Annotated in this window: 22 protein-coding genes; 15 read left to right on the forward strand and 7 right to left on the reverse strand. The window is 60.3% G+C overall.

From position 1 onward, the window contains the following. Positions 1–208: 208 nt before the first annotated feature. Positions 209–1,321, forward strand: coding sequence for a zinc ribbon domain-containing protein (locus FRZ40_RS34845; protein ID WP_147238500.1), 1,113 nt, complete (start codon positions 209–211; stop codon positions 1,319–1,321). Positions 1,322–1,437: 116 nt separating this feature from the next. Here FRZ40_RS34845 and FRZ40_RS34850 read toward each other — a convergent pair whose 3' ends face one another. Next, positions 1,438–2,967, reverse strand: a complete 1,530-nt coding sequence (locus tag FRZ40_RS34850; RefSeq protein ID WP_147237228.1) for an amino acid permease — start codon at positions 2,965–2,967, stop codon at positions 1,438–1,440. A gap of 67 nt (positions 2,968–3,034) precedes the next feature. After that, entirely contained in the window at positions 3,035–3,811 is a 777-nt protein-coding gene (locus FRZ40_RS34855) for an SDR family NAD(P)-dependent oxidoreductase (RefSeq protein ID WP_147237229.1), read from the reverse strand. Positions 3,812–4,041: 230 nt separating this feature from the next. On the opposite strand from FRZ40_RS34855, the gene FRZ40_RS34860 reads away from it, so the two are divergent. The 3 genes from FRZ40_RS34860 (at position 4,042) to FRZ40_RS34870 (ending at position 6,839) form a co-directional block, all read left to right on the forward strand. Next, the gene (locus tag FRZ40_RS34860; protein WP_147237230.1) at positions 4,042–5,040 is read left to right on the forward strand and encodes a helix-turn-helix domain-containing protein; all 999 of its coding nucleotides are present in this window, start codon (positions 4,042–4,044) and stop codon (positions 5,038–5,040) included. Between the two features lie 314 nt (positions 5,041–5,354). Beyond that, on the forward strand, positions 5,355–5,831 hold the full coding sequence (locus tag FRZ40_RS34865) for a hypothetical protein (RefSeq protein ID WP_193567058.1): 477 nt from the start codon (positions 5,355–5,357) through the stop codon (positions 5,829–5,831). Positions 5,832–5,876: 45 nt separating this feature from the next. Continuing rightward, a complete protein-coding gene (locus FRZ40_RS34870; protein WP_147237231.1) occupies positions 5,877–6,839 on the forward strand; it encodes an SOS response-associated peptidase family protein in 963 nt (320 codons plus the stop codon). A 37-nt stretch (positions 6,840–6,876) separates the two neighbouring features. On the opposite strand, the gene FRZ40_RS34875 is transcribed toward FRZ40_RS34870, so the two are convergent. After that, on the reverse strand, positions 6,877–7,188 hold the full coding sequence (locus FRZ40_RS34875; RefSeq protein ID WP_028368326.1) for a hypothetical protein: 312 nt from the start codon (positions 7,186–7,188) through the stop codon (positions 6,877–6,879). A gap of 195 nt (positions 7,189–7,383) precedes the next feature. Further along, entirely contained in the window at positions 7,384–7,722 is a 339-nt protein-coding gene (locus tag FRZ40_RS34880; protein ID WP_028368325.1) for an H-NS histone family protein, read from the reverse strand. A gap of 177 nt (positions 7,723–7,899) precedes the next feature. Between FRZ40_RS34880 and FRZ40_RS34885 the strand changes: the two genes are divergently transcribed. After that, entirely contained in the window at positions 7,900–8,661 is a 762-nt protein-coding gene (locus tag FRZ40_RS34885; RefSeq protein ID WP_147237232.1) for an H-NS family nucleoid-associated regulatory protein, read from the forward strand. Positions 8,662–9,052: 391 nt separating this feature from the next. Here the strand turns inward: FRZ40_RS34885 and FRZ40_RS34890 are convergent, their stop codons facing one another. From FRZ40_RS34890 to FRZ40_RS34900, 3 genes are read right to left on the reverse strand one after another with little or no spacing between them, the layout of a single operon-like run. Continuing rightward, positions 9,053–9,556 carry a TPM domain-containing protein gene (locus tag FRZ40_RS34890; protein ID WP_147237233.1) on the reverse strand — a complete coding sequence of 168 codons (504 nt, stop codon included), beginning with the start codon at positions 9,554–9,556 and terminating at the stop codon, positions 9,053–9,055. Then, positions 9,553–10,371 carry a TPM domain-containing protein gene (locus FRZ40_RS34895; RefSeq protein WP_147238501.1) on the reverse strand — a complete coding sequence of 273 codons (819 nt, stop codon included), beginning with the start codon at positions 10,369–10,371 and terminating at the stop codon, positions 9,553–9,555. The genes FRZ40_RS34890 and FRZ40_RS34895 overlap by 4 nt, the downstream gene beginning before the upstream one ends. Positions 10,372–10,403: 32 nt before the next feature. Continuing rightward, positions 10,404–11,066, reverse strand: coding sequence for a LemA family protein (locus tag FRZ40_RS34900; protein ID WP_240057429.1), 663 nt, complete (start codon positions 11,064–11,066; stop codon positions 10,404–10,406). A 739-nt stretch (positions 11,067–11,805) separates the two neighbouring features. Between FRZ40_RS34900 and FRZ40_RS34905 the strand changes: the two genes are divergently transcribed. The 10 genes from FRZ40_RS34905 (at position 11,806) to FRZ40_RS34960 (ending at position 22,274) form a co-directional block, all read left to right on the forward strand. After that, positions 11,806–12,072: a DUF2933 domain-containing protein gene (locus tag FRZ40_RS34905; RefSeq protein ID WP_147237234.1), complete on the forward strand. Its 267-nt coding sequence runs from the start codon at positions 11,806–11,808 to the stop codon at positions 12,070–12,072. After that, positions 12,056–12,712, forward strand: a complete 657-nt coding sequence (locus FRZ40_RS34910) for a methyltransferase family protein (RefSeq protein WP_147237235.1) — start codon at positions 12,056–12,058, stop codon at positions 12,710–12,712. The genes FRZ40_RS34905 and FRZ40_RS34910 overlap by 17 nt, the downstream gene beginning before the upstream one ends. 21 nt (positions 12,713–12,733) lie before the next feature. Then, entirely contained in the window at positions 12,734–14,989 is a 2,256-nt protein-coding gene (locus FRZ40_RS34915) for a copper-transporting P-type ATPase (RefSeq protein ID WP_147237236.1), read from the forward strand. Between the two features lie 435 nt (positions 14,990–15,424). Beyond that, positions 15,425–15,817: a DUF2946 family protein gene (locus FRZ40_RS34925; RefSeq protein ID WP_147237237.1), complete on the forward strand. Its 393-nt coding sequence runs from the start codon at positions 15,425–15,427 to the stop codon at positions 15,815–15,817. A 371-nt stretch (positions 15,818–16,188) separates the two neighbouring features. Continuing rightward, on the forward strand, positions 16,189–17,694 hold the full coding sequence (locus tag FRZ40_RS34935) for a TolC family protein (protein WP_028368317.1): 1,506 nt from the start codon (positions 16,189–16,191) through the stop codon (positions 17,692–17,694). A 2-nt stretch (positions 17,695–17,696) separates the two neighbouring features. Further along, positions 17,697–18,992, forward strand: coding sequence for a copper oxidase (locus FRZ40_RS34940; protein ID WP_147238503.1), 1,296 nt, complete (start codon positions 17,697–17,699; stop codon positions 18,990–18,992). 64 nt (positions 18,993–19,056) lie between these two features. After that, positions 19,057–19,404: a copper-binding protein gene (locus FRZ40_RS34945; RefSeq protein WP_028368315.1), complete on the forward strand. Its 348-nt coding sequence runs from the start codon at positions 19,057–19,059 to the stop codon at positions 19,402–19,404. Between the two features lie 61 nt (positions 19,405–19,465). Further along, a complete protein-coding gene (locus FRZ40_RS34950; protein WP_028368314.1) occupies positions 19,466–19,840 on the forward strand; it encodes a copper resistance CopC family protein in 375 nt (124 codons plus the stop codon). Further along, a complete protein-coding gene (locus FRZ40_RS34955; protein WP_147237238.1) occupies positions 19,840–20,781 on the forward strand; it encodes a copper resistance D family protein in 942 nt (313 codons plus the stop codon). The genes FRZ40_RS34950 and FRZ40_RS34955 overlap by 1 nt, the downstream gene beginning before the upstream one ends. A gap of 317 nt (positions 20,782–21,098) precedes the next feature. Continuing rightward, positions 21,099–22,274, forward strand: a complete 1,176-nt coding sequence (locus FRZ40_RS34960; RefSeq protein WP_420873845.1) for an IS110 family RNA-guided transposase — start codon at positions 21,099–21,101, stop codon at positions 22,272–22,274. Positions 22,275–22,743 lie beyond the last annotated feature (469 nt).

Below are 22,743 nucleotides of genomic sequence, written 5' to 3' on the forward strand. Positions count from 1 at the left end.
TGATCGGACTGACGGATCAATCCGCACCATGATGCCTCGCGAAACAGGGAACCCTGTTGACTGCGTGACTTCCTTCGAGGAGGTGGGATCTGGGCGGTTGTACAAGGCACCGGGCCGCACACGCGACGAACGAACGGCATGATCTTCGCGTCGCGCAGTCATGACGCGCGACGTCGAGGTTCCGCATGAAAAGGAAGGGGCACCGCTTATGAAAAAAGGGATCGCTGCGAACACCAGTCAGGCATTTTCGCGTCCGGCCCGTCTGCTAAAAGTCGCTTCCTGGATCATCGCGATTGCCTTCGCGATCTTTCTGAACATGTTGGGCTCACTCGTGATCCGCGATCTGATGTACGCGCCGCGCGGCGGGCCACCGGATCCCTCGCAGTTCAGCGATGCGGCGACGTCACAGCTCGATGCGCAGATGCGCGATGTGCAGCTTCGGCGGGACGCACTCAACGACAGGATCGAGAACACTCGTATTGCTCACGACCGGGCAGACAAGCTGTACGTGGAGGCGCGCGACAGTTTCAGGAACTGGATTGCGACCAGACAGGCCACAGGGGATAGCCGCAATGATCCGGAATTGCTTGCACGGACACAGAGGCTCGACGAACTTCAGGCGAGCGTCGCAGGTTGGCAAAGCCAGCAGAATGCCCTTTCCGATGAGACCCGGCCGATCGATGCGCGTCTGAACCAGTTGCGCATCGAGATCGCGGCCGCAAGGCAGGCCGCCGGGAAGCGCTACGAGGCGGCGAGCCGTCATTACGAACTCGTCGTGTTCGGGTGGCGCCTTGCGTTGACGCTCCCGCTTCTTCTCGTTGCCATATGGCTGTTCATCCGGTTTCGCAAGCACAGGTACTGGCCGTTCGTGTACGGCTTTGGACTCTTCGCGCTGACGGCGTTCTTCGTCGAGCTTGTCCCGTATCTGCCCAGTTTCGGGGGATATGTACGCGTGCTGGTGGGTGTCGCGCTCACCGTCTTCGCCGGGGTCTACACGCTCCGCGCGTTCCAGAAATATGTCGAGCGAAAACGCGCGGAACTGGAACAGAGCCAAATGGAACGCGCGCAGAGCGTCGATTACGAAAAGGCGCTCAGCACATACCCGAAGAAGTTATGCCCGTCGTGCGACAAACCGTGGCATCTTGGCGGCGAGCAGGTCTCGTACTGCATCCATTGCGGCTTGAATCTTTTCAAGGTCTGCGCTTGCGGCGGCCGCAACTTTGCCTTCTTCCCGTTCTGCAACCAGTGCGGCGAGCCCGTTACGGAAGCGGCCCAACTGCGCGCGGCAGGGTCCGGCGAGCGCCCGCCTGAAAGTAACTGAAATATCCGTCTCTCGAGTCGACACAGCCTATGACGCGGGAGGGCGGCTGCGCACGAAATACTCGCCCGTCCGGCGCCCGCCGTGTCGACACATGTGCGGCGAATCGCAGGGGCGCGTCAGGTCTGCCCCTCGATCCCGCGCAGTTCACGTTCGCGCTCGTTCGTCAGCTTCGCGATGGGCGGCCCCGCGAAATTCCTGCGCACGCCCGCGCCGTACCAGATTGTCAGCAGCACCGCCAGCAGCCCGGCGATCACATACACGACCTTCTGGTTCGGCGGCTGGATGCCGACATAGGCGAGCACCAGCGCCCCGAATACGGCGGCAATCGCGAACGGTTTCGACATGACGCCCAGCTGGAACGGGCCCTTGTCGGTCCATGTGCGGCCTTCGGCGAAAATGCCCGCTGCAATCGGCATCGCATACGACACGAAGAGAAAGACCGCGCTACCGGCGCTCAGCACCGTGAAAGCGTCGCCATACAGCGTGACAGCAATGGCCAGCGCGGCAGATGTCCAGATCGCGGCGACAGGCGTGCGATGAGCGGGATTGACCTTGCGCAGCCACCTTGAAGCGGGCAGGCCGCCGTCGCGTGCGAACGCGAACATCATGCGCGAAGTGGAGGTCACGGCGGCGAGGCCACATACGTAGTTGATGAAGAACATCAGCAGTTCGATCGCGATGCGCAGCGGCGTGGGGATCGGTGCAAGGATCGCTTCGAAGAAGCCCGTGCCCTGCTTGACGGCCGCGCCGATATCCGGCATCACGAGCACGAACGCGCACACCATCACATAGCCGAACGTCGTCGACCAGAACACCGAGCCGATGATGCCGCGCGGCACGTTACGCGCGGCCTGATGTGTTTCCTCCGAGGTGTGCGCCGAGGCGTCGAAGCCGGTAATCGTATAGGCCGTGAGCAGCAGGCCCGACAGGAACGCCATCGCCATGGTTTGCTTCGGCCATGCGCCGCCGTCGACGCCCGTGAAATTCGTGAACGTGACGAGGCGCGACAGATCTACCTTCACGGGGGAGAACACGAGCAGCGACGCCACCAGCAGGATCGTCACCACGAAGATCAGATAGCCCGACAGGTCGGTGATCCGGCTCGTGATCCGAATGCCGCGATGATTCAGGAACGCCTGCGAAGCGGTGATTACCGTGAGGAAGATCGTCTGATCCCACCAGCCGAGGGCATCGGACTTCACGCCGAACATCGGTGCGATCAGCGTGCGAAAGAACGGATCATAGGTGCCGTAGTTGATCGCGGCGACCACGAATACGAGGCCGAGCAGATTGAGCCAGGCAGTGAGCCAGCCCCAGGTCTTGCCGCCCAGAATCGAGCTCCAGTGATAGAGCCCGCCCGCCGTCGGATACGACGAGGCGATCTGCGCCATGGCCGCTGCGACCACCATCGCGAACAGCGAGCCGAGCGGCCAGCCGAGTCCGATGGAAGCGCCGCCCGCCGCCGACAGCCCCATCTGGAACGACGTGATGCCGCCCGACAGAATGCAGATCAGCGAGAACGACACCGCGAAGTTCGAGAACGCCCCCATGCGCCGGGACAGTTCCTGTGCGTAGCCCATCTTGTGCAACAGATTGACATCGTTGTCGGCGGCTTCAACCGACGGCGCTGCGGTATTGACGTCCATGACGCGATCCTTCAAACAGGGTTGTGTCGAAGCGGCGCAACAGCGTGAACGCGCGACAGAAAGCGGCTCACGCAGCCGTGAAGCAGTTATCGACGAACAGATGGGCGCCGTTGACGAAGCTCGCGTCGTCGCTGGCGAGAAAGAGGGCGGCGCGTGCGACTTCTTCCGGCGCGCACAGACGGCCCTGCTGCAGCGACAACGCCGCCTCGCTTGCATCGAAGCCATAGTTCGCGAGCGCGCTGATTTCGCGGCGTCCATGCGGGGTATCGATGAAGCCGGGGCACACGGCGTTGCAGCGGATCCCGCGATCGCGGTACTCGACGGCGATTGCACGCGCAAACATGGCGCAGGCGCCCTTGGTGGTGCAGTACAGCACTTCGAGCGGCGTCGCCGCTACCGACGAAATCGACGCCGTGCAGACAATCGATCCGCCGCCCGCGGCGAGCATGTGCGGCAGCACCGCGCGCGTCATCATGAACATGCTCTTCACGTTGACGTTCATCAGCCAGTCGTAGTCGTCGTCGGTGGTATCGGCAAACGGTTTCACCACGATGCTGCCCGCGTGATTGAAGAGCACGTCGATGCGCCCGAAGCGGGCAACGATGCTCGCGACGGCGGCGTCCACGGCGGCGCGCTTCGACACGTCGGCGATGAAGAGCTCCGCGACGCCGCCCGCCGCGCGAATACGCGTGACCACTTCCTCGCCCGCATCGCCATTGATGTCGACCACGGCCACGCGCGCGCCTTCGTGCGCGAACAACAGCGATGCCGCGCCGCCTGCGCCCGTCGCGCCGCCTGACACGATCGCGATCCTGCCTTCCAGCCGGCCCGTCGTTCTGCTCATGTACGCCTCCCGTTTCAGTCGTTTCTTGCGGACAAGGTAGGGGTGGCAAAAACGGGCGACTATCCAAAATTGGCAAAAACATAAAAAATCCATAAAAATTACCCACTGACCGGCGATGACCCGACCAGCGGCGCATGCCGCATGGTTTGCACCGTTCGCATGTTTTTTGGTCATCTACACTGGTCAGCACGCAGCCTTATGGAGCGTGTCATCAGGAATCGGGAGAATCGATGGAGCCGGTCTCTCAGCCAAACCGGGCAGTGCAGATCCGTTACTGCCGCAATATCGACGAGCAGGCGCTGCTGCTCGACGCCTGGAACCAGAACTACTGCCAGATCTCGCGCGGCGTCTTTGACGGCGCCGTGAGCCTGTTTGGCGCAGGCGGCGTCAAGGTGCTGGTCGAGCGGCTGAACCGGACCGTGTACCAGCGCGGTCAGGTGTTGCCGTCCAGGCTCGCCGTGGGCGTTCCGTTCGAGCTTGAGGGGCATGCGCTGCTGTGCGGTCAGACGAGCCATCGCGACGGCCTGCATCTGTTTTCGGGCGAGGGCGGTATCGAGTTCCTGTCACCCGACAGGCACGTCGTGGTGAATCTCGAGATTGAGCCCGACGCCATTCGCGACGCCGTGGTGCGCTCGCAGCTCGATGACATCCGCACGCTGCTGGGCGCGAGGCCTGGCGTGCTGAATGTCGATCCCGTCCAGTTGCAGGCGTTTCGACAGGTGCTGAAACAGATCCTCGATACCGTTGCGGACAGGCCTGCCTTGCTCGACGACACGGGCGTCGCAGCGGCGTTCGAGAAGTCCGTGATTTTCGGTCTCGCCGATGCGTTGCGCGATGTGCGAGGCTTCGATTCACAGGGGCATGTCCAGGCGCGGCATGCGCAGGCCCGGCTTGCGCGCAGCTGGCAACTCGTGCGGCGCGTCAGGGATCTCGTCGAAGCGTCACCGGAATGCCCGCTGTCGGTGGCGGAGCTGTGCGCGCGGTTTCGCGCGAGCCGGCGGACGTTGCAATACGCATTCGAGGAGACGCTTGGCGTCAATCCTTCCGCATATATCCGCGCTGTCCGGCTAGATCACGTGCGGCGTGAGTTGCGTCATGCCGCTTCGGTGACCGAGGTCGCCACCCGGTGGGGCTTCTGGCACTTCGGCAATTTCTCGAGCGAGTACCGCGGGCAGTTTGGCGAATTGCCGAGTGATACCTGGCGGCGCTGCAGGGCACAGGCCGCATAAAAGATCGCCACAGGGCTGGCAGCCTGACGCGTGTGATCGTCGACACGACCGTCTTGTGCGCCCTTGACAATGTTGTTTGCCCGCAGATCCCGGTGAGGTGCTGATTTATAACAATATGAATTCATTTATTGAACTGTTTTCCCAAGGATGGCTTCGCAGCATCCGCGCTCGGCTAACGGCGAATTTATGCAACGATATGGTATCTACGCGCTGTCCCGGCAAGATAGTTTGATCGATGACGCGCATCTCACCCTGTCCAAAAATATGACGTAGTTGCTTCAATTCGACGTCGTCTCATCCTTCGTAAAGGGGCAATGACTGCCCCAATTGAGGAGTGTCAGCTGCACGGCGACCCTTCGGAAACCAGTGTTCCGGTTGACCGGGTGATGCTCGTCAAGGCTGCGAATAGCGCGGATGCACTCTGGTCTGTCGAGCAGATGCTTCGGGCGGGCACCTGCAGCGCCGTCATTTTCTGGGCGCAGCACGTGAAGGACTCGTCGCGTAGGCGGCTGCATCTGGCGGCGCAGTCGACGGAAAGCCTGTTCATCGTGGTAAGGCCGCTCGCGACAGCGCAGGACTCGTCGCCTGCGACGTTACGGCTCGCATTGCGACCGACGTGCGACGGACTGGTGATTGACATCGTCAAGGGTCGAGGTCCCGCGCTGGCCGGGCCAATCCCCGTGACACTGCAACCGACGCCCGTCCTGTTTTCGAATCGTGGCCGGGCGGCGAAGCCGGCGCGCGAAGGCGCAGACCACATCGTTAGTGCGCTTGAGCGGGCGCACGCATAACGCGTAGACTAGCTGGCGAAGTTCGCCGCACTGACGGGAGCGACCATGTGCTATTCGGCGCAGATTGAAGCTGACTACAAACGGTATGTGCGGACGTTCGGCGCACACATGGATATCCGGGAATTCGCACGGCTCTACTGGGAGCGCGCCGAGGGACGGGTGAAAGCGAAGATTCCCAAGGCGATGGACGACTCGTTTCGCTCGCCACAGTCCGAAAGTGAGTTCGAGATCAGACGGCTGATCGATCAGTACGACGCGGCTCAGGCAAAGACGTTCGAGGAAGAGCTCTTCAGGCAGCGCGCGAGGCTCGTCGCAGCAGAGCGAACGCTGCAAACAAAACAGACGAAAGCGGCGACTGAAAGCAGGCGCATCGCTGGCGACAAGATCGAAGCGGCGCTTCGTCGGCTTGACGACATCAGGCGCAGCGAGAGCGAACCGCGAGATTCCCGTATTTTCCCCGGGCACTATGCGCCGGTACTCGTCGTCGAAGATGGGCAGCGGGTCGTGAAGCCCATGAGGTACCAATGCCGGATGGAGGGTAAGCCGGCGAACTACGATCTCAAATATCCGGGCACCTACAACGCCAGACGGGACAATCTCGAAGGTTTCTGGAAACCCTTGTTCGGATATCGGCACGGCGTAGTGATGGTCGACGTCTTTTACGAGAACGTGAGTCGGGCCAGGAAGGAAGGGCGGGAACTGGCGGAGGGTGAAAAGGACGAAAATCTGGTGCTCGAATTTAAACCTGCGGATGGACGCACGATGCTGGTCGCCTGCTTGTGGTCGAAGTGGTCAGCACCAGGTGAGCCTGACCTGCTCTCGTTTGCTGCCATAACGGACGAGCCGCCGGAAGAGGTGGCGGCTGCAGGTCATGACCGATGTATCGTGCCGATCAGGGAAGCGCATCTCGACGCATGGCTGAACCCCGACCCGAAGCGTCTGGACGCGCTATACGCGATACTCGACGACAGGGAGCGGCCATATTACGAGCACCGGATGGCAGCCTGACTGCTGGCTATTATCGTTCGTCCGAATCGCCAGCCGGTCAGTTTCGCTTCCCTTTGAGGGTGAAAGGCGCAAGCAACGCCTCCATGTCGAGCTGATGCCCCTGAAGCAGAAGCAGTCGAGCGTGGAGCACCGTGTTTTCGAGAACAAGCTTGGCGGTGCTCAGGAGATACAGCGCATGGACGTCGGAGACGGACATGTCTGTTTCTACGTTGTGGTGCCGCTCAACGAGCGAGCTGACAATGAGCCGCCTGAGTTCCTGTTCTCCAAACGGCAGGTCTGCATAGTCGATGGGGTCTTCGGCTTCCACTTCGCGAAGCATGTCGACAAGCATTTCCGTGCTCACTTGCATGAATCCTCCCGGGAATGAAGGTCAAGGTCAGTGCGGTCGAGGCATTGTTCTGTGCAAGCAGATTACCAATGGCGTTCACCTTGGTCCAGCTTCGGCATCGCCGGCGACATCGGGCGCGTGCCGTTTCGGCATATCGGACTCAGTGGGTTTTGCTGACGACAGTCGGACGGACCGGGCGGCGGGCGGTTCGCCCACTCACAGTTCACGATGCGACGGCTGTACGGCTGCCAGCCGGCTGCCTGCGAACGGGTCCTGACGCCAATCCACCTTTGAACGCGTCTCGGGCTCCCGTTGTACCGCGCGCGCTACGGCAAAGTGCTCGAGGGACTGGCCCGCGCTAATGGCCTGCTTCAGCCATTGCGGCATCTCACCGTCGCCTGACCAGGTTTCTCCTGTGGCACTGCGATATCGAGCCGTTTTCTGCCGGATCTGGTCTTCGGCGATCGCTGCCGCAAGGTCATCCAGTTCGATGCCGACTTCAGCCATTCTGCGGCGCAGGTAAGCGACCATACTGTCGCGTTTCCGCTCATCCATGATATTTCCCCGTTTTACGAATGGCGCCTGGTGGCGCGTTCCTTGGTCAGGCGCAAGGCCTGTGCCTCGAGATTATCACTCCGGTACGGTGCCGCTTATAAGGTTTATCGCTCGATGGCCTGTTCGCACGGTTATATGGCATAGTGCCGCCAACACTAACGACGGGGAGAAACATCAATGGCAACACTTGAAAAGGTTCAGGCGCAGATCGCAAAGCTCCGGGCGCAAGCGGAAGCTCTGGCCGCGAAACAGTCGTCCGGCGTGATCGCGAAGATTCGCGACATCATGGAAAAGCACGGTTTGACGACCGCCGACATCGACGCGCATATCGGCGGTTCAAAGCGGCGTGGTCGCAAGCCGGGCGTCAAGGCTATCGCCAAGACGTCCGCGTCGGCAGCAAAATATCGCGACCCGAAAAGCGGCGCGACCTGGACGGGTCATGGTCGCGCGCCCGCCTGGATTGCCGGTGCGAAGGATCGCAGCAGGTATCTGGTCGAAGGTAACGCTGTCGCTTTGGTACCTGCCACGACGAAGAGCGAGAAGGCTGGGAATTACGTTCGGGGCCCGCAGGCGCCGAAGTACCGCGATCCGAAGACGGGAGCAACATGGAGCGGCCGCGGTCCCGCACCCGCATGGCTTGCCGGTGCAAAAGACCGTACGAAGTTCCTGATTGCAGGGGCGACGGAAAGCGCTACGGGGTCGAAGCCTGCTACCGCGAAGAAGGTATCGACGCCGGCGAAAAAAACCGCGGCAAAGAAAGCCGCGGCGAAATCGGCAGTCGCTAGAAAGAGTGCAGTGAAGAAGGCTGCCACCCAGAAAGCAGTCATGCATAAGGCAGCGAAGAGAGTCATCGCGAAGAAGAGGGCCGTCACCGCCGACACGGGTGGCGCTGTTTCTGCTGTTGCATCCGAAATTGCCGGTGAGACGTCTGCCTCCTGATTGATCGTCAGGTATCACCGGAATGACGAGCGGGACCTGTGCGTCCCGTTCAAACATCTTCGACTCGATTGTCCCTTCGCGCTCAATCTGTAGCGGCCGACAGATTCCCACAGATCAGAGATGATCGGCTGCGTGCGGGCCACTAGCTGCCATTCAGCGGTGGGCGGCCAATGTCGGCTCACGTGCGCAAAGCAGACGTCATCGTGCAACAATTTAACGAATCCACTCCTTTGACGATCCTTCAGGCAGCAGCGCAGGTCGCGCTGGCACATACCCGAAGTGCGGAGGAATAGAGGGACGTCATCGAGTTGACCATTGGTGAGTATCAGAAATTGACCGGAATAACCGCCAACCTCGGGCGAGCCGTAGGTTTGCAAGTGAAATACAACGCTCACATCAATACCGGTTTAGAAGGTAAGTCCTCTCGAGACGAGGGAAGTGCGGGGAAATGCAATTTGAGCAGTGCCGTGACTTGCGCAATTCCTTGTACTGCGCCCGATTCATAATTGCCGTATCGAAACTCCGATTCCATCATGCTACAGATGGCTTCCCATTCTTGAGTCTCCACACGTGAATGGATGCCTCGGTCCGCGATGATTTCAACATCGCGGTCGGCCAACAGCAGGTAGATGAGAATTCCGTTGTTGCACTCCGTGTCCCACACTCGAAGCTGGGAAAACACGTCAATTGCCCGTTCGCGCGCTGTTAGCCCATCGAAGAGAGGCGTGCTGTGCAGCGCTCCTTCTACGACGAACAGGACCTGACCAATGTGCTCCCGGTGACTCTCTCGAATGGCCTGCTCAATGACCAATAGCGTGCGCGGCGGAAACGCGGCATTGACCGACCAGCGGGTCATCGACAGATGTCGAACGATACGTTTGAGGTTCACGGTCACCACCTCCCCGAAGCGCCGCCACCGCCAAACCCACCGCCCCCGCCTCTGAAGATATCGTGGTTCGAACGGCCGGCAATCCCTCCTGACCGGCCTCCGATGTAACGGCCACCGGCGAATGCTCCCATTCCACCGCCTAGAAGAGTGAATACGAGCGCCACAGCGCCGGAAATAATGGCCAGCGCGATTGCCCCGGAAAGGAACCACGCCAGCACGCCGATGATGCCGCCGGTTACAAGGGCGCCTGGCAGGCGGCCGAGGATGGCGCGAAGCACACCTCCGGCGACTACAGCCACCACGAACAATGCAGGCAGGAGACCTCCCATACCGTTCGAATCTCCGCGTCGCTGCGGGGCAGGTAGCGGCTCGCCATCTACTACGCGGATAATGCTGTCGACACCCGCCGCAATGCCGCCATAGAAGTCGCCCTGTTTGAATTTGGGAACAATGACTTCATTAATAATCCGGTTACTGGTCGCATCGTTCAATGCGCCCTCGAGGCCATATCCGACTTCGATGCGAAGCGCGCGGTCATTTTTCGCGACAATCAGCATGGCTCCGTCGTCGACCTTGGCACGCCCGAGCTTCCATTGCTCGACTACCCGCATCGAATACTGCTCGATTGTCTCGGGTTGCGTGGTGGGCACGATGAGTACCGAAATCTGACTTCCCTTTCGGGTTTCGAAGTCCTTCAGGGTCTGTTCAATCGCCGAACGCTGCTCGCCCGTAAGCGTCCCTGTCTCGTCAATGACGCGTGCAGTCAGAGGCGGTACGGGGACTTCGGCATAGGCGTATGGTCCGGCAAATGCCAGCGACATAAAGACGAATATGAATGCCGCGAGAAAGGCCTTCAATTGTTGGCTCCGCCGGCAGAAGCGGGAGCCGCGCCGAAGTCAACGCGCGGAGGTCTGGCGATTTCTGCTTCGTTCGCAACCGAGAAGTTCGGTTTTTCCTGGTATCCGAAGGCCTTGGCGGTCAGGTTGCTGGGGAACGACCGCACAGTCGAGTTGTACTGCTGGACCGACTTTATGTACCGATTGCGCGCCACTGCAATGCGATTCTCAGTTCCTTCAAGCTGAGCCTGCAGGTCGCGAAAATTCGCGTCCGACTTCAGTTGCGGATAATTTTCCGAGACCACTAACAGACGGGACAAAGACGAAGTGAGCCGACCTTGGGCGGACTCGAATTGCGCAAATGCCTGTGGGTCGGACAGCATCTCCGGAGTCGCCCGAATGGAACCCACCTGTGCGCGGGCCTCAGTGACGCGCGTCAGAACGTCCTTTTCCTGATTTGCATACCCCTTCACGGTGTTGACCAGATTGGGCACCAGGTCAGCGCGTCGCTGATACTGATTGAGAACCTCCGACCAGCTCGCCTTGACCTGTTCGTCTTCGGTCTGGATGGCGTTGTAGCCGCATCCGGCAAGAGCTGTGACCGACGCCAAAGCCAAGGCCGTGAAAGCCGTCCGAACGAAGCGTCGGATGCCACTGGAGAGTTTCTGGCTGCCTGGCATAGGGAGACTCCTCGATTCGTCGTGATTCACGTGCAACCGTCGCGTCCACGGTGCACGCTTCTCTCTTTCCATCCTACGGTGGCGCACGCGCCGTGGCTTGACATACATCAAGGCCTGCAAGGGCGCGTCGCCTGGCGGTGCTCCGTATCGAGGCCTGCTGCGAGGTTGTTTCAGTTGGAAAGTTCGCTTGAGCTAAATCAACGAGGGCAGCCTGCCCGGGGGTACATTGAAAGGAGCAGGTGCAAAAGAACAATTGCCTGTAACCGTGTTCACGGAGGCACGAATGCCCTTTTTCTAAACGGCTAGCACTGATTGGTGCGTCGTTTCTCGTACTTCATGCTGGAACTGCGATTGGCGTTCAACCGGCGACGGATGCTGCCGCCCACAAAGCTCACTACCCGGCGGCGGCAAGTGCGCCGTCCGCAAAGAGCAAAAAACTCGCGGGCGTTGACCAGCCGATGAAGCAGATGCAGGCAATGCACGAAAAATGGATGGCCGCGAATACGGCCGAGGCGCCCGCCGCGCTAATGGATGAGCAGATGTAATCCATGCAGAGCGGCATGCACATGATGGACATGATGAAGCAGCACTCGCAGGATGCCGATGTCAGGCCAGAAGCACCGGATGATGGAGATGCGCCTGGACATGATGCAAATGATGATGCAGGCGATGATGGACCGCCAGTCTGCGCAGAATCCGCCTACAGGGAAGCAGGTTCTACGTGTAACCGGAGTTGACCATGGACGAAACCACGCACGACTCGCGCCCCTTCTGGAAGTCGCGGTCTGCGATTGCGCTGCTGGTGTTCTCCGCCATCGCGCTGTTCCTGCTCTTTTCCGAGCACAGGGCGCATTTCCTGGGCGTGCTGCCGTATCTCTTGCTGCTCTCGTGCCCGCTAATGCATCTGTTCATGCATCACGGGCATGGTCACAGGCATGGTAATCGCAGTTCAGCAAATGCAGAACGGGCATCGGAAGACGGAGGCGACCATGAGCAGCATCGGTAACGGCTACGGACTCTGGAGCCTGGTCGTCATCAACTCGCTGGTTTTCATCATCTTCGCCTTCAGCTTTTTCAAGCCGGCGACCGGACGCGACTGGCGAACGTTCGGCGGATTTTCTGCCTTTGTCGTCGCGCTCTTCGCGGAGATGTACGGGTTCCCGCTCACCATCTATCTTTTATCGGGGTGGTTGCAGACACGCTTTCCGCAAACAAATCTGTTCACACACGAGTCAGGACACATCTGGTGGACGATGACGGGCCGACACGGTGACCCGCATTTCGCGGTTCCGCACATCCTGAGCATGGTTTTTATTTTTGGCGGCTTTTACCTGCTGTCGACTGCGTGGCACGTCCTATATGAAGCGCAACGCGTGGGACAGCTTGCTACAACTGGTGCGTACGCGAAAATCCGGCATCCGCAGTACGTTGCTTTTATCGTCATCATGTTTGGCTTCCTGCTGCAGTGGCCGACGCTTATCACGCTGTTGATGTTTCCGATACTCGTGTTCATGTACGTCAGGCTCGCAATACAGGAAGAGCGCGATTCGGAAGCGCGCTTCGGAGATGCGTGGCGAGAGTACGCATCACACACGCCGCGCTTTGTTCCGCGACTGTACGGGGACAATACGGTCGACGTTCATTAAGCTGAGTCGGGGACGCACACAATGGTCTCATCGCATACGCATGTTCACGGGGACTCGCAACGGGCGAGCGGGGGCGTCGCCCACAAACACGGGGCCTTGGACGAGGGGAACATCCCTGCGCCGGATACCGGCGTTATCTACACGTGCCCGATGCACCCGCAAGTACGCGCGTCTGCTCCCGGGTCGTGTCCTATCTGCGGCATGGCGCTTGAGCCAGTGCTTCCGACCGGGGCACAGGAGCGAAACGTCGAACTGGAGTCGATGAGCCGACGCTTCTGGGTTGGACTTGCTCTGTCGATTCCGCTGTTGATGATGACGATGGGCAAGATGATTCTGCCGTTCGACATCGATTCAGCTATCGATGGGCTTTTCTCGAGTGCCCCGCACTGGATGACGACATCGTGGTCCCAATGCATTCAGGCCTTGCTCGCTACGCCTGTCGTCTTGTGGGGCGGTTGGCCTTTTTTTGAGCGCGGGTGGAATTCGTTCGTGACCCGGCGACTGAACATGTTCAGCCTCATCGCGGTGGGCGTCGCGGCTGCTTATGTGTTCAGTGTGTTCGCACTGTTTTTCCCCGACGCCTTACCTCAGGCATTCCGTCACGGACAGGAGCTGCCCCTGTATTTCGAGGCGGCTGCCGTCATTGTGACCCTGGTCTTGCTTGGGCAGGTGCTCGAACTTCGCGCGCGCTCACGCACGTCGAGCGCGATACGTGACCTGCTGAAACTCGCCCCGCACACGGCGGTTCGCATCAGGCCCGATGGCGTGGAGGAGACTGTCTCTCTCGATGCGGTTGTCGTGGGCGACATCTTGCGCGTAAAGCCCGGTACAAAGATTCCCGTAGACGGTGAGGTGATGGAAGGAAGCTCGAGCGTCGACGAATCGATGATTACTGGCGAATCCATTCCTGCGGAAAAGGTTTCAGGGAGCAAGGTGACGGGTGCAACGGTCAACCAGACGGGAACGTTTGTGATGCGCGCGGAGAAGGTTGGCTCCGACACTCTGCTCGCGCGCATCGTGCAAATGGTCGCGGACGCGAGCCGTTCCCGTGCGCCTATCCAGAAGCTCGCGGACCAGGTGTCCGGCTGGTTTGTGTTGGCAGTCTTATGCATCGCGGTCGCTGCGTTCCTGGTCTGGGCTGTTGCAGGACCCACTCCCGCGCTCGCAAACGCACTGGTCGTCGCCATTAGTGTGCTCATCATTGCATGTCCCTGCGCGCTCGGGCTTGCAACGCCCGTGTCCATCATCGTCGGCGTTGGCCGGGGTGCCCAGGAAGGCGTGCTCATCAAGGACGCGGAAGCTCTCGAACTGATGGAGAAGGTTGACACCGTCGTTGTCGACAAGACAGGTACGCTGACAGAGGGAAAGCCGCGCGTTCAGAAGGTGGTGGCGGTCCATCCCGGACAGGAATCGCAGATTCTCGGCTATGCCGCCAGCCTGGAAGGCGCAAGCGAGCACCCGCTCGCGCAGGCAATTACGACGTTTGCGAAAGAAGCGGGAGCCACGACCTCACATGTCGACACCTTTGACTCCTTGCCGGGCAAGGGCGTGACGGGAAAAATTGGTGGGCACGCGGCGTCCTTGGGTAACGCCCGGTTGATGACGGACCTGAGCGTTGATTGCGGGTCTGTGGAGCACGACACGGACCGCCTGCGCGAGGCCGGACAGACCGTCATGTATCTCGCGATTGACGGCGAGCTGGCAGGCTATATCGGCGTGGCTGACACGGTCAAAGGTACGACACCGGAGGCTGTGCGGCAGTTGAAGGCAACCGGGGTGCGGATTGTGATGCTAACAGGTGACAACGAGGTCACGGCTCGTGCGGTCGCAGCGTCTCTGGTCCTGGATGAGGTCAAGGCAGGCGTTCTGCCGGAAGACAAATACAGGCATGTCCAGGAACTGCAAAAGTCGGGGCGCATCGTGGCCATGGCAGGCGACGGCGTGAACGACGCCCCTGCGCTTGCTCAGGCGAATGTGGGCATTGCGATGGGGACGGGCGCGGACGTCGCAATGAACAGCGCACGCGTGGTGCTTGTAAAAGGCGACCTTCGCGGCATCGCGCGCGCTCGGTCCCTGAGCATCGCGACGATGAAGAACATCCGCCAGAACCTGTTCTTCGCGTTTGCCTACAACGCCATCGGCATCCCCATTGCCGCAGGCGTCCTCTACCCGTGGCTCGGCATTCTCCTCAGCCCGATTATCGCGAGTGCCGCGATGGCGCTGAGTTCGGTGTCCGTCATCGGGAACGCACTGCGGCTGCGAGGCGTTCGGACGTGAATCGCCATCCTGGCATAGGAGCAGGATGACGACGCAGCACCGAACAGGCTTGCAAGCGTTGATGAACGTGGCGAGTTATCAGGCAACAGCCTCCGCATCCCGGACGTCGACACCGTCACTTCAATGACAGCGGAGAACGGGAACCCGAGGCTGAGTCCCCACAAAATCTGTCCACGACATCGTGAAGGACATCCAAAGGGCGTGACCCGGTGCGCTGAGAATTTGCATTGCAACCTCTATGACATCGAGCCCCAGGCAGGTCGCCGTGGCCGTCGCCGCATCTTGATGTTTTTCAATAGTCAGCTGACGAATCATGCAGCACGGGACTCCGTAATCGCTCCATCATCCGTGAGAAGGCTCCAACGACCATGGCGTTACACACTGACACGTTCACGTGCTTACAGACGACTTAACCCCGTGCTAGACTCTGCACCCATGTCCTACTGGCGCAAACTCCTTCTTGTCGTGCTGCTTGCACTGAGCCTTCCGGTTCAGTCGTTTGCGGCCGTCTCGATGATTTGCGCGCCTTCGGAAGTGGCCGATGACGAATCCGTCACTCACCAGATCGGCCAGTCTGGGACGATGGATGAACATGCGGTCGTGGCAGATGTTGATGACCACGATGGCCACGACCATAGCGGCGGCCACCATGCTCACGCGTGTCTTACCTGCGCATCGTGCTGCATCGGTGCGGCGCTACCCGCTGTGTCTGCATTTTCCGCTTCGGCTGACCTGACTCATTTCTCCGTTCGATTGCCCACAGATGCCCGCGTCGTATTGTTCCTGACCGGCGGCATCGAACGTCCTCCCCGGGCCATTCTCGTCTAATCCACGCAATCGCGGCCGCTGGCTGCGACCGGAAAGTCTTTCTGGAGCCCGTCATGGTCTCCGGATGGTTCACGACGAGAAAAATTCATGCGAACAATATCTGCGGCGCTTATCGGCGCGGGCGCAGTGTTGCCGTTGCTCGCGCACGCCACGACTGCTGTGCCCGACCCGACAGATGCGGGCGCATCGGTCCCGGCTGTCGCCGTGCAGTCTGCGTTTGACGGCTACAAATCCTGGCAGGACGGGGAAGCACCAGGCTGGACACAGCTGAATCGCGCTGTCGCGCCCGGTCACGGCAAGACCGGAACGAAGCACGGTCAACAAGCCGGGTCGCCACAAGAGGGGAAGAACGGGCACGGAGGCGATTCGAAATGATTCGATACCTCGCTCCGAACCGCGTGGCATGCATCGCTATCGCAACTGCATTCCTCGCCGGCTGCACGACGTTCTCCAAGGACGGGGGATTCAACGCCGTATCAACCACTGCGACGGAGCGGCTTGGCAAGGATGCCGTCTACGTCAGAACCGACGAAGACCGCGACGCCGTTTTCAAGCGCACTCAGGAACTGCTGTCGAAGCCGCTCGGTATGGACGATGCCGTTCAGGTCGCGCTGCTGAACAACCGGGGACTCCAGGCGTCGTACGCCGAACTCGGTATCTCCGAGGCCGACCTCGTGCAGGCGGGTCGTCTACCCAATCCAGGATTTACGTTCAGTCGAACGCACTGGAGCGATGGCATCAGCATCAGCCGAACCTTCTCGATGGGCGTACTGGGCGTGCTTACTCTGCCGGTGGCGACCCGCATTGAGAGTCGCCGGTTTGAGCAGACGAAGCTCGAGACGGCCAACGCGATGCTCATCGTCGCTGCTGATGCCCGAAGAGCCTACGTCAACGCCGTAGCTGCGGAGCAGTCTGCCCTTTACGCGGCCCAGGTCACGGACTCGGCCGAAGCCGGGGCAGAGCTCGCGTTGCGCATGCGTCAGGCCGGCAGTTTCAGCAAGCTCGACTATGCGCGCGAGCAGGCGTTTTACGCTGAGTCGGTCGCACAGTTGGCCAAGTCCCGACAGCAATCCGTGGTAGCCCGGGAGAAGCTCACACGAACGATGGGCTTGTGGGGTGCAGGAACCCAGTACAAGCTGCCGGACCGCTTGCCTGACCTCCCGAAGGACAGGCCTCAACTGAATGACGCCGAGGGCTTCGCGATGCAAAACCGCCTGGATATTCAGGCGGCGAAGCTGAGAACACAAGGCGTTGCAACTTCGCTGGGGCTGAGCAAGGCAACCCGGTTCATCAATGCACTGGAGGTCGGCTATCTCGACAACTTCGAGACCGACAAGGGGCACGAGCACGGGTACGAAATCAGCGTCGACATTCCCATCTTCGACTGGGGCAGCGCGAAAGTCGCGCGGGCAGAAGCCATCTACATGCAGTCGGCGAACCGGCTCGCCCAGACGGCGATTGACGCCCGTTCCGAGGTTCGCGAGTCGTACTCCGCGTACGCGACAAGCTACGACGTTGCCAGGCACTACCGCGATGAAGTCGTGCCCGTGCGCAAGACCATCTCGGACGAAATGCTGCTGCGCTACAACGGCATGCTGACAAGCGTATTCGAGCTACTCGCCGATTCGCGCGACCAGGTCGCAGCCGTCAACGGATACATCGACGCGCTGAAAGAGTACTGGCTTGCTGAGACGGACCTTCAACAGTCGCTGGGTGGCCGGCTTCCGCCGCTTGCCATGGGGCAGACGCCCGACGTACCGCGCAGCGCTGAAGCGCCAGCACCTGCCGCACAACCAGCACCGGCTCCGATGCGGGACTCGCCGTTGCCTGCTCCCGCGACGCAGCCCGCATCGTCGACGAATTCAGAAGGTAAATGAACATGGTTTCACGTCGAAATTTTCTCGGCGGCTCAGGCGCGGCGCTCCTCGGCGCGGCGTTGGTCAGCAAGGCGGGAGCAGTTTCACTTCCGGAAGCGGCCATCATGGAAAAAACGGCGACCCAGCCACCGCTTGTGCCGCCAAATGGTCGCCCCTATACGCCCGTGGCAACGCTCAATGGCTGGACGTTGCCCTGGCGGATGAAGAACGGCTGGAAGGAGTTTCATCTCATCGCCGAGCCGGTCGTTCGCGAAATGGCTCCGGGCATGAAGGCAAATCTCTGGGGTTATAACGGCCAGGCACCTGGGCCGACCATCGAGGCGGTCGAAGGCGACAAGGTCCGCATCTTCGTGACCAACAAACTGCCGGAACACACCACGGTTCATTGGCACGGGATGCTGGTGCCGTCCGGGATGGACGGCGTAGGCGGTCTCACGCAACCACATATCCCGCCCGGCAAGACGTTCGTCTATGAATTCCAGCTCGAGAAGCACGGCACTTTCATGTATCACCCGCATGCCGACGAGATGGTGCAGATGGCCATGGGGATGATGGGCACGTTCATCGTGCATCCGAAGGACCGCAGCGTCATGCAGGTGGACCGCGACTTCGTGTTCCTGATGTCCGCCTACGACATTGACCCAGGGAGCTTCACGCCACGCGTCAACGAAATGACGGACTTCAACATGTGGACGTGGAATGCCCGGGTCTTTCCCGGCGTCGACCCGTTGCCCGTACGCGCAGGAGACCGGGTGCGCATCCGCTTCGGCAATCTGACGATGACCAATCACCCCATTCATCTTCACGGGTACAGCTTCGAGGTCGCAGGAACCGACGGTGGATGGATTCCCCCTTCCGCACGCTGGCCGGAAGTGACAGCCGACGTTGCAGTCGGTCAGATGCGCGCCATCGAGTTCACGGCAAACCGGCCCGGTGACTGGGCGTTTCACTGCCACAAGTCCCATCACACGATGAATGCGATGGGGCATCAGGTCCCGAACCTGATTGGCGTACCGCAGAAAGACCTGGCGAAACGTATCAACAAGCTCGTGCCGGACTACATGGCGATGGGCAGTACCGGCGGCTCGATGGGTGAGATGGAGATGCCGCTACCCGACAACACGCTCCCGATGATGACGGGCACCGGGCCATTTGGCGCGCTGGAAATGGGTGGCATGTTCACCGTCGTGAAAGTGCGTGAGGGACTCGGCCGTAACGATTACCGCGACCCGGGCTGGTTCAGACACCCGGCGGGAACCGTTGCGTACGAGTACACAGGTGAGCTGCCCGATCACTGATTTCGTGGAGGGCTGGACATGACGCCAGCCGGGATTTGTTATTTCAACTGTGGGAGAGAGCGTAATGAAGAACGCGATTGCTTCGATTGTGATGGGGTGTGCCGTAGCTGTTTCTGCAAGCGCCTATGCGGCCAGTGACACGGACAACATGAATATGGCAAGCGGTGCCCAACAGGGCTCGAGCGCGAAGAGCAGCATGTCGCACGGCGAGATCAAGAAAGTGGATGTCACCGCTGGAAAGCTGACCATCAAGCACGGTCCACTCGAGAACCTCGACATGGAAGCGATGACGATGGTGTTCAAGGTCAAGGACCCGGCCATGCTGTCCCAGGTGAAGGTCGGCGACAAGATCGATTTCGTCGCCGAGGAGATTGACGGCTCACTCACGGTGATGAAGCTGCAGAAGCAATGAGTATCCAATGGGGTGCCAGGACAACGAGAGCACCCCGATTCAAACAAGGGAGGTAACAATCATGAACGCCTTGATGCGTAACGCTATCGCTCGTGCAGCGGCGGTCACCACGTTAGTGCTTTCACCCGGGCTTGTATTTGCCCACGGCAAACTGGAAAGCGCGACGCCATCGGCTGGCGGCACAGTCGATGCATCGCCAGCGTCGCTCCGCCTCACTTTTAACGAGGACCTCGAGTCTTCGTTCAGCATGATTAAGGTCGTAGATTCATCCGGCACTCCCGCGACCAACGAAAAAGCCAAAGTCGACGCTTCGAACCCGCGCGTGCTGCTGGTTGCGATTCCGAAGCTTGCTTCTGGCTCATACACCGTGCAATGGGCCGTCATGACACATGACGCTCACAAGACGAAAGGCACCTACACTTTTGCGGTGAAGTGATGAACGACGGTTCCCTCGGCGTTTTGCGGTTGGCATTTGTGGCGCTCCAGAACATCAGTTTCACCGTGCTTGTGGGCGCATTGCTATGTGACACATGGTTGTCTCGCAGAACATCGCGATGGCAGACACGTGTCAGCTGGCATTTGCTCCTCACCTTGCGCATGGGTTCGTTCACTGCGCTTGTCTCCAGTGCCATTGCATTCTGGATTCATTGCGCGCTGATGAGCGAATCCTCGCTCGTCGATGCGGGGCCCGCCGTTCGCTCGATGCTGATGGAAACCGGCTTTGGTCACGCATGGCTGGCAGGCGCAGTCTCGCTGCTGATAGCACTCGTACTTTCACTGGCGCAGTCCGGGCATCCGATACGCTTCAAGGCGGCGCTCTGGCTCACGCTCGCGAGCGTCGCAATGTCACGCAGTCACGCGGGCCACCCTGTCGATGCGGGTGTGCTAAGCCTTCCGGTGTGGGTCGACTGGTTGCACATGCTCGCTATTAGCGTGTGGGTCGGACTCGTTCTCGTGACAACATATATCGTTGTGCCGCGCATGTTCAATGCCCCCGTCGCCGAGCGTGCGAACAGTGCGGCATTCGTTCAGTCGCTGTCTGATACCGCCACGCTCGCGCTGGTTATCCTCTTTGTCACCGGCGCGTATAGCGGCTGGCGCGGAATGAATACACCTGAGAGCCTGCTGACGTCGTTCTATGGGCAAGTGCTATTGCTCAAATTCTTGCTTGTGCTCATCGCCGCATCGCTCGGCGGACACAACCGGTTCTTCGAGATGCCGGCCCTCCTGACCTTGTTGAATGGAGTGCCACCGGAACCGGCTGTTCGACCGCTGAAACGGTTTGCTGCGGTCTTGCATGTCGAGTCGGTCGTACTGACTGGTGTGCTCGTTGCCGCTGCCGTCCTCGCTTCCAGTCCTTTGCCCGGGTCCATGTGACCCGCTGGATAGGGGCGAATACGCGGCATACAACGTTCACGCTGATGGTCGTCATCGATGGCCGAGGATGGCTGAATCCTGGACGACCTGAGGCATTGGCCGTCTTTGATGGGCCGCTCCAGGTTCATTCCTATTACGGAACAGTCTGCGAATTTTCGTAAGCGATAGCGATCAATCAAACACGACTCTCCGATAAAGGTCGCACACGCGCGTTCGCACGCAACTGGCGGGTTTAGGCAGTATGACTTTCCGTGAGCCAGTGGCTGGCCCGCCGTGAGGAACCAAACGCGGGTTAGCATCACTGCCAGAGCCGCACGATGTGCACAGGGCACACCCCGGCGATTTCCAGCGCGGAGGCCAGCGTGAACCACGATAGCACGGTGTTTGTCGGTCTGGATGTTCACAAGGAGTCGATCACGGTGGCGTACGCAATCGATATGGCCGACGTGGAACTGTTGGGCAAGATCGGAACGCTGAAGGCGGATATCGATCGCTTGTGCAAGCGTGTTCAGTCGAAGGCGCGCCATGTCCGCGTTGTCTATGAAGCCGGCCCCTGCGGCTACGGACTCTACAGGGAGCTCGTTGAAAGAGGATTCGACTGCGTGGTATGCGCGCCGTCCCTGATCCCGAAGAAACCGGGCGAGCGCGTCAAGACGGACCGGCGCGATGCGGTCAAGCTCGTACGCGCACTGCGCGCTGGCGACCTGTCAGCGGTACACGTGCCGGATGTTGAAGATGAGGCGTTCCGGGACCTGGCGCGCACATGGGCGGCAGCGAAAGCAGATCTCAGACAGGCCCGCCAGCGATTGAAGTCCTTCCTGCTATCGCATGGAGTCCGCTACTCAGGTAACGCCAACTGGGGTCCCGCGCACCGGCGATGGATAAGCGTATTTGCATTCCCAAACCACTGGCAGCAACTGGCCTTCGACGAGTGCCGTCGCACGATCGAAGACAGGTTTGCGCAATGTGAGCGCCTCGAGGCGACCCTGCACGAAGCTGTCGTCGGCTGGCGATTTTATCCGGCCATTCTCGGTCTGCAGACCATGCGCGGCATACAGTTCATCACCGCCGTGGGCATGCTCTCCGAATTGGGAGATCTCTCCCGCTTCGAGCACCCGCGTCAACTGATGGCCTGGCTGGGCGTGACGCCCTCAGAACATTCTTCGGGTGAGCGGCGGCGTCAGGGCAGCATCACGAAGAACGGCAATAGCTATGCAAGAAAGCTGCTCGTCGAGGCCGCCTGGAGCTACAGATACCCGGCACGCGTGAGCCCGGAAATTCAGCGCCGACATGAAGGCATCCCCAAACGCATCCTCGACCGTGCCTGGGACGCACAGGTCCGACTCTGCCGCCGATACCGCAAGCTGGCAGCACGCGGCAAGAATGTGAACATCGCTGTCGTCGCCGTCGCACGCGAACTTGCGGGGTTCATCTGGGACATCAGCAAGCTCGCAATGTCGCTCGCCGTAACGCGAAACGAGCAGCCGGCGTAGCGCTGAGCTTGGCTACACAGATTTGACGAGTTTCCTGAAGGCGGCGTAGCCCGGCACCCGAGCAACCCGCGGCTGGACTATGCAACGGACATCATTCGATTTGCGACTTTAGATAGCGGCAGGCTCAAGGGGCGGACCTCTGTAATGCGGTACCCAACCCGCGAATATCAGTGCGATCCACCGTCGAGACTTACTGCTACGTCGCCCTCAGGAAATTCATGTGTCTTCCAAACGAAAACCGATCCCGATTGACACGGAAAGTCATATCAGTTCACTAACCCGACGTTCCCAACCGGGCGCTACTGTCCGCAACGGGTCGACCCCGGCACTGCGGAGCGTAGTGGTGCGTCGAACGGCTCCAGGTGGGAAGCGCGGCTTTAGTCATCGATCTCACTGCCGCACGTGCCGGCGAACCGCTTACACTATCAGTACGGCGCAACTGCCGTATTGGAGGTTGCTATGGCCCGAA

The sequence above is a fragment of the Paraburkholderia azotifigens genome, assembly GCF_007995085.1.
In the GTDB taxonomy this organism is placed as follows: domain Bacteria; phylum Pseudomonadota; class Gammaproteobacteria; order Burkholderiales; family Burkholderiaceae; genus Paraburkholderia; species Paraburkholderia azotifigens.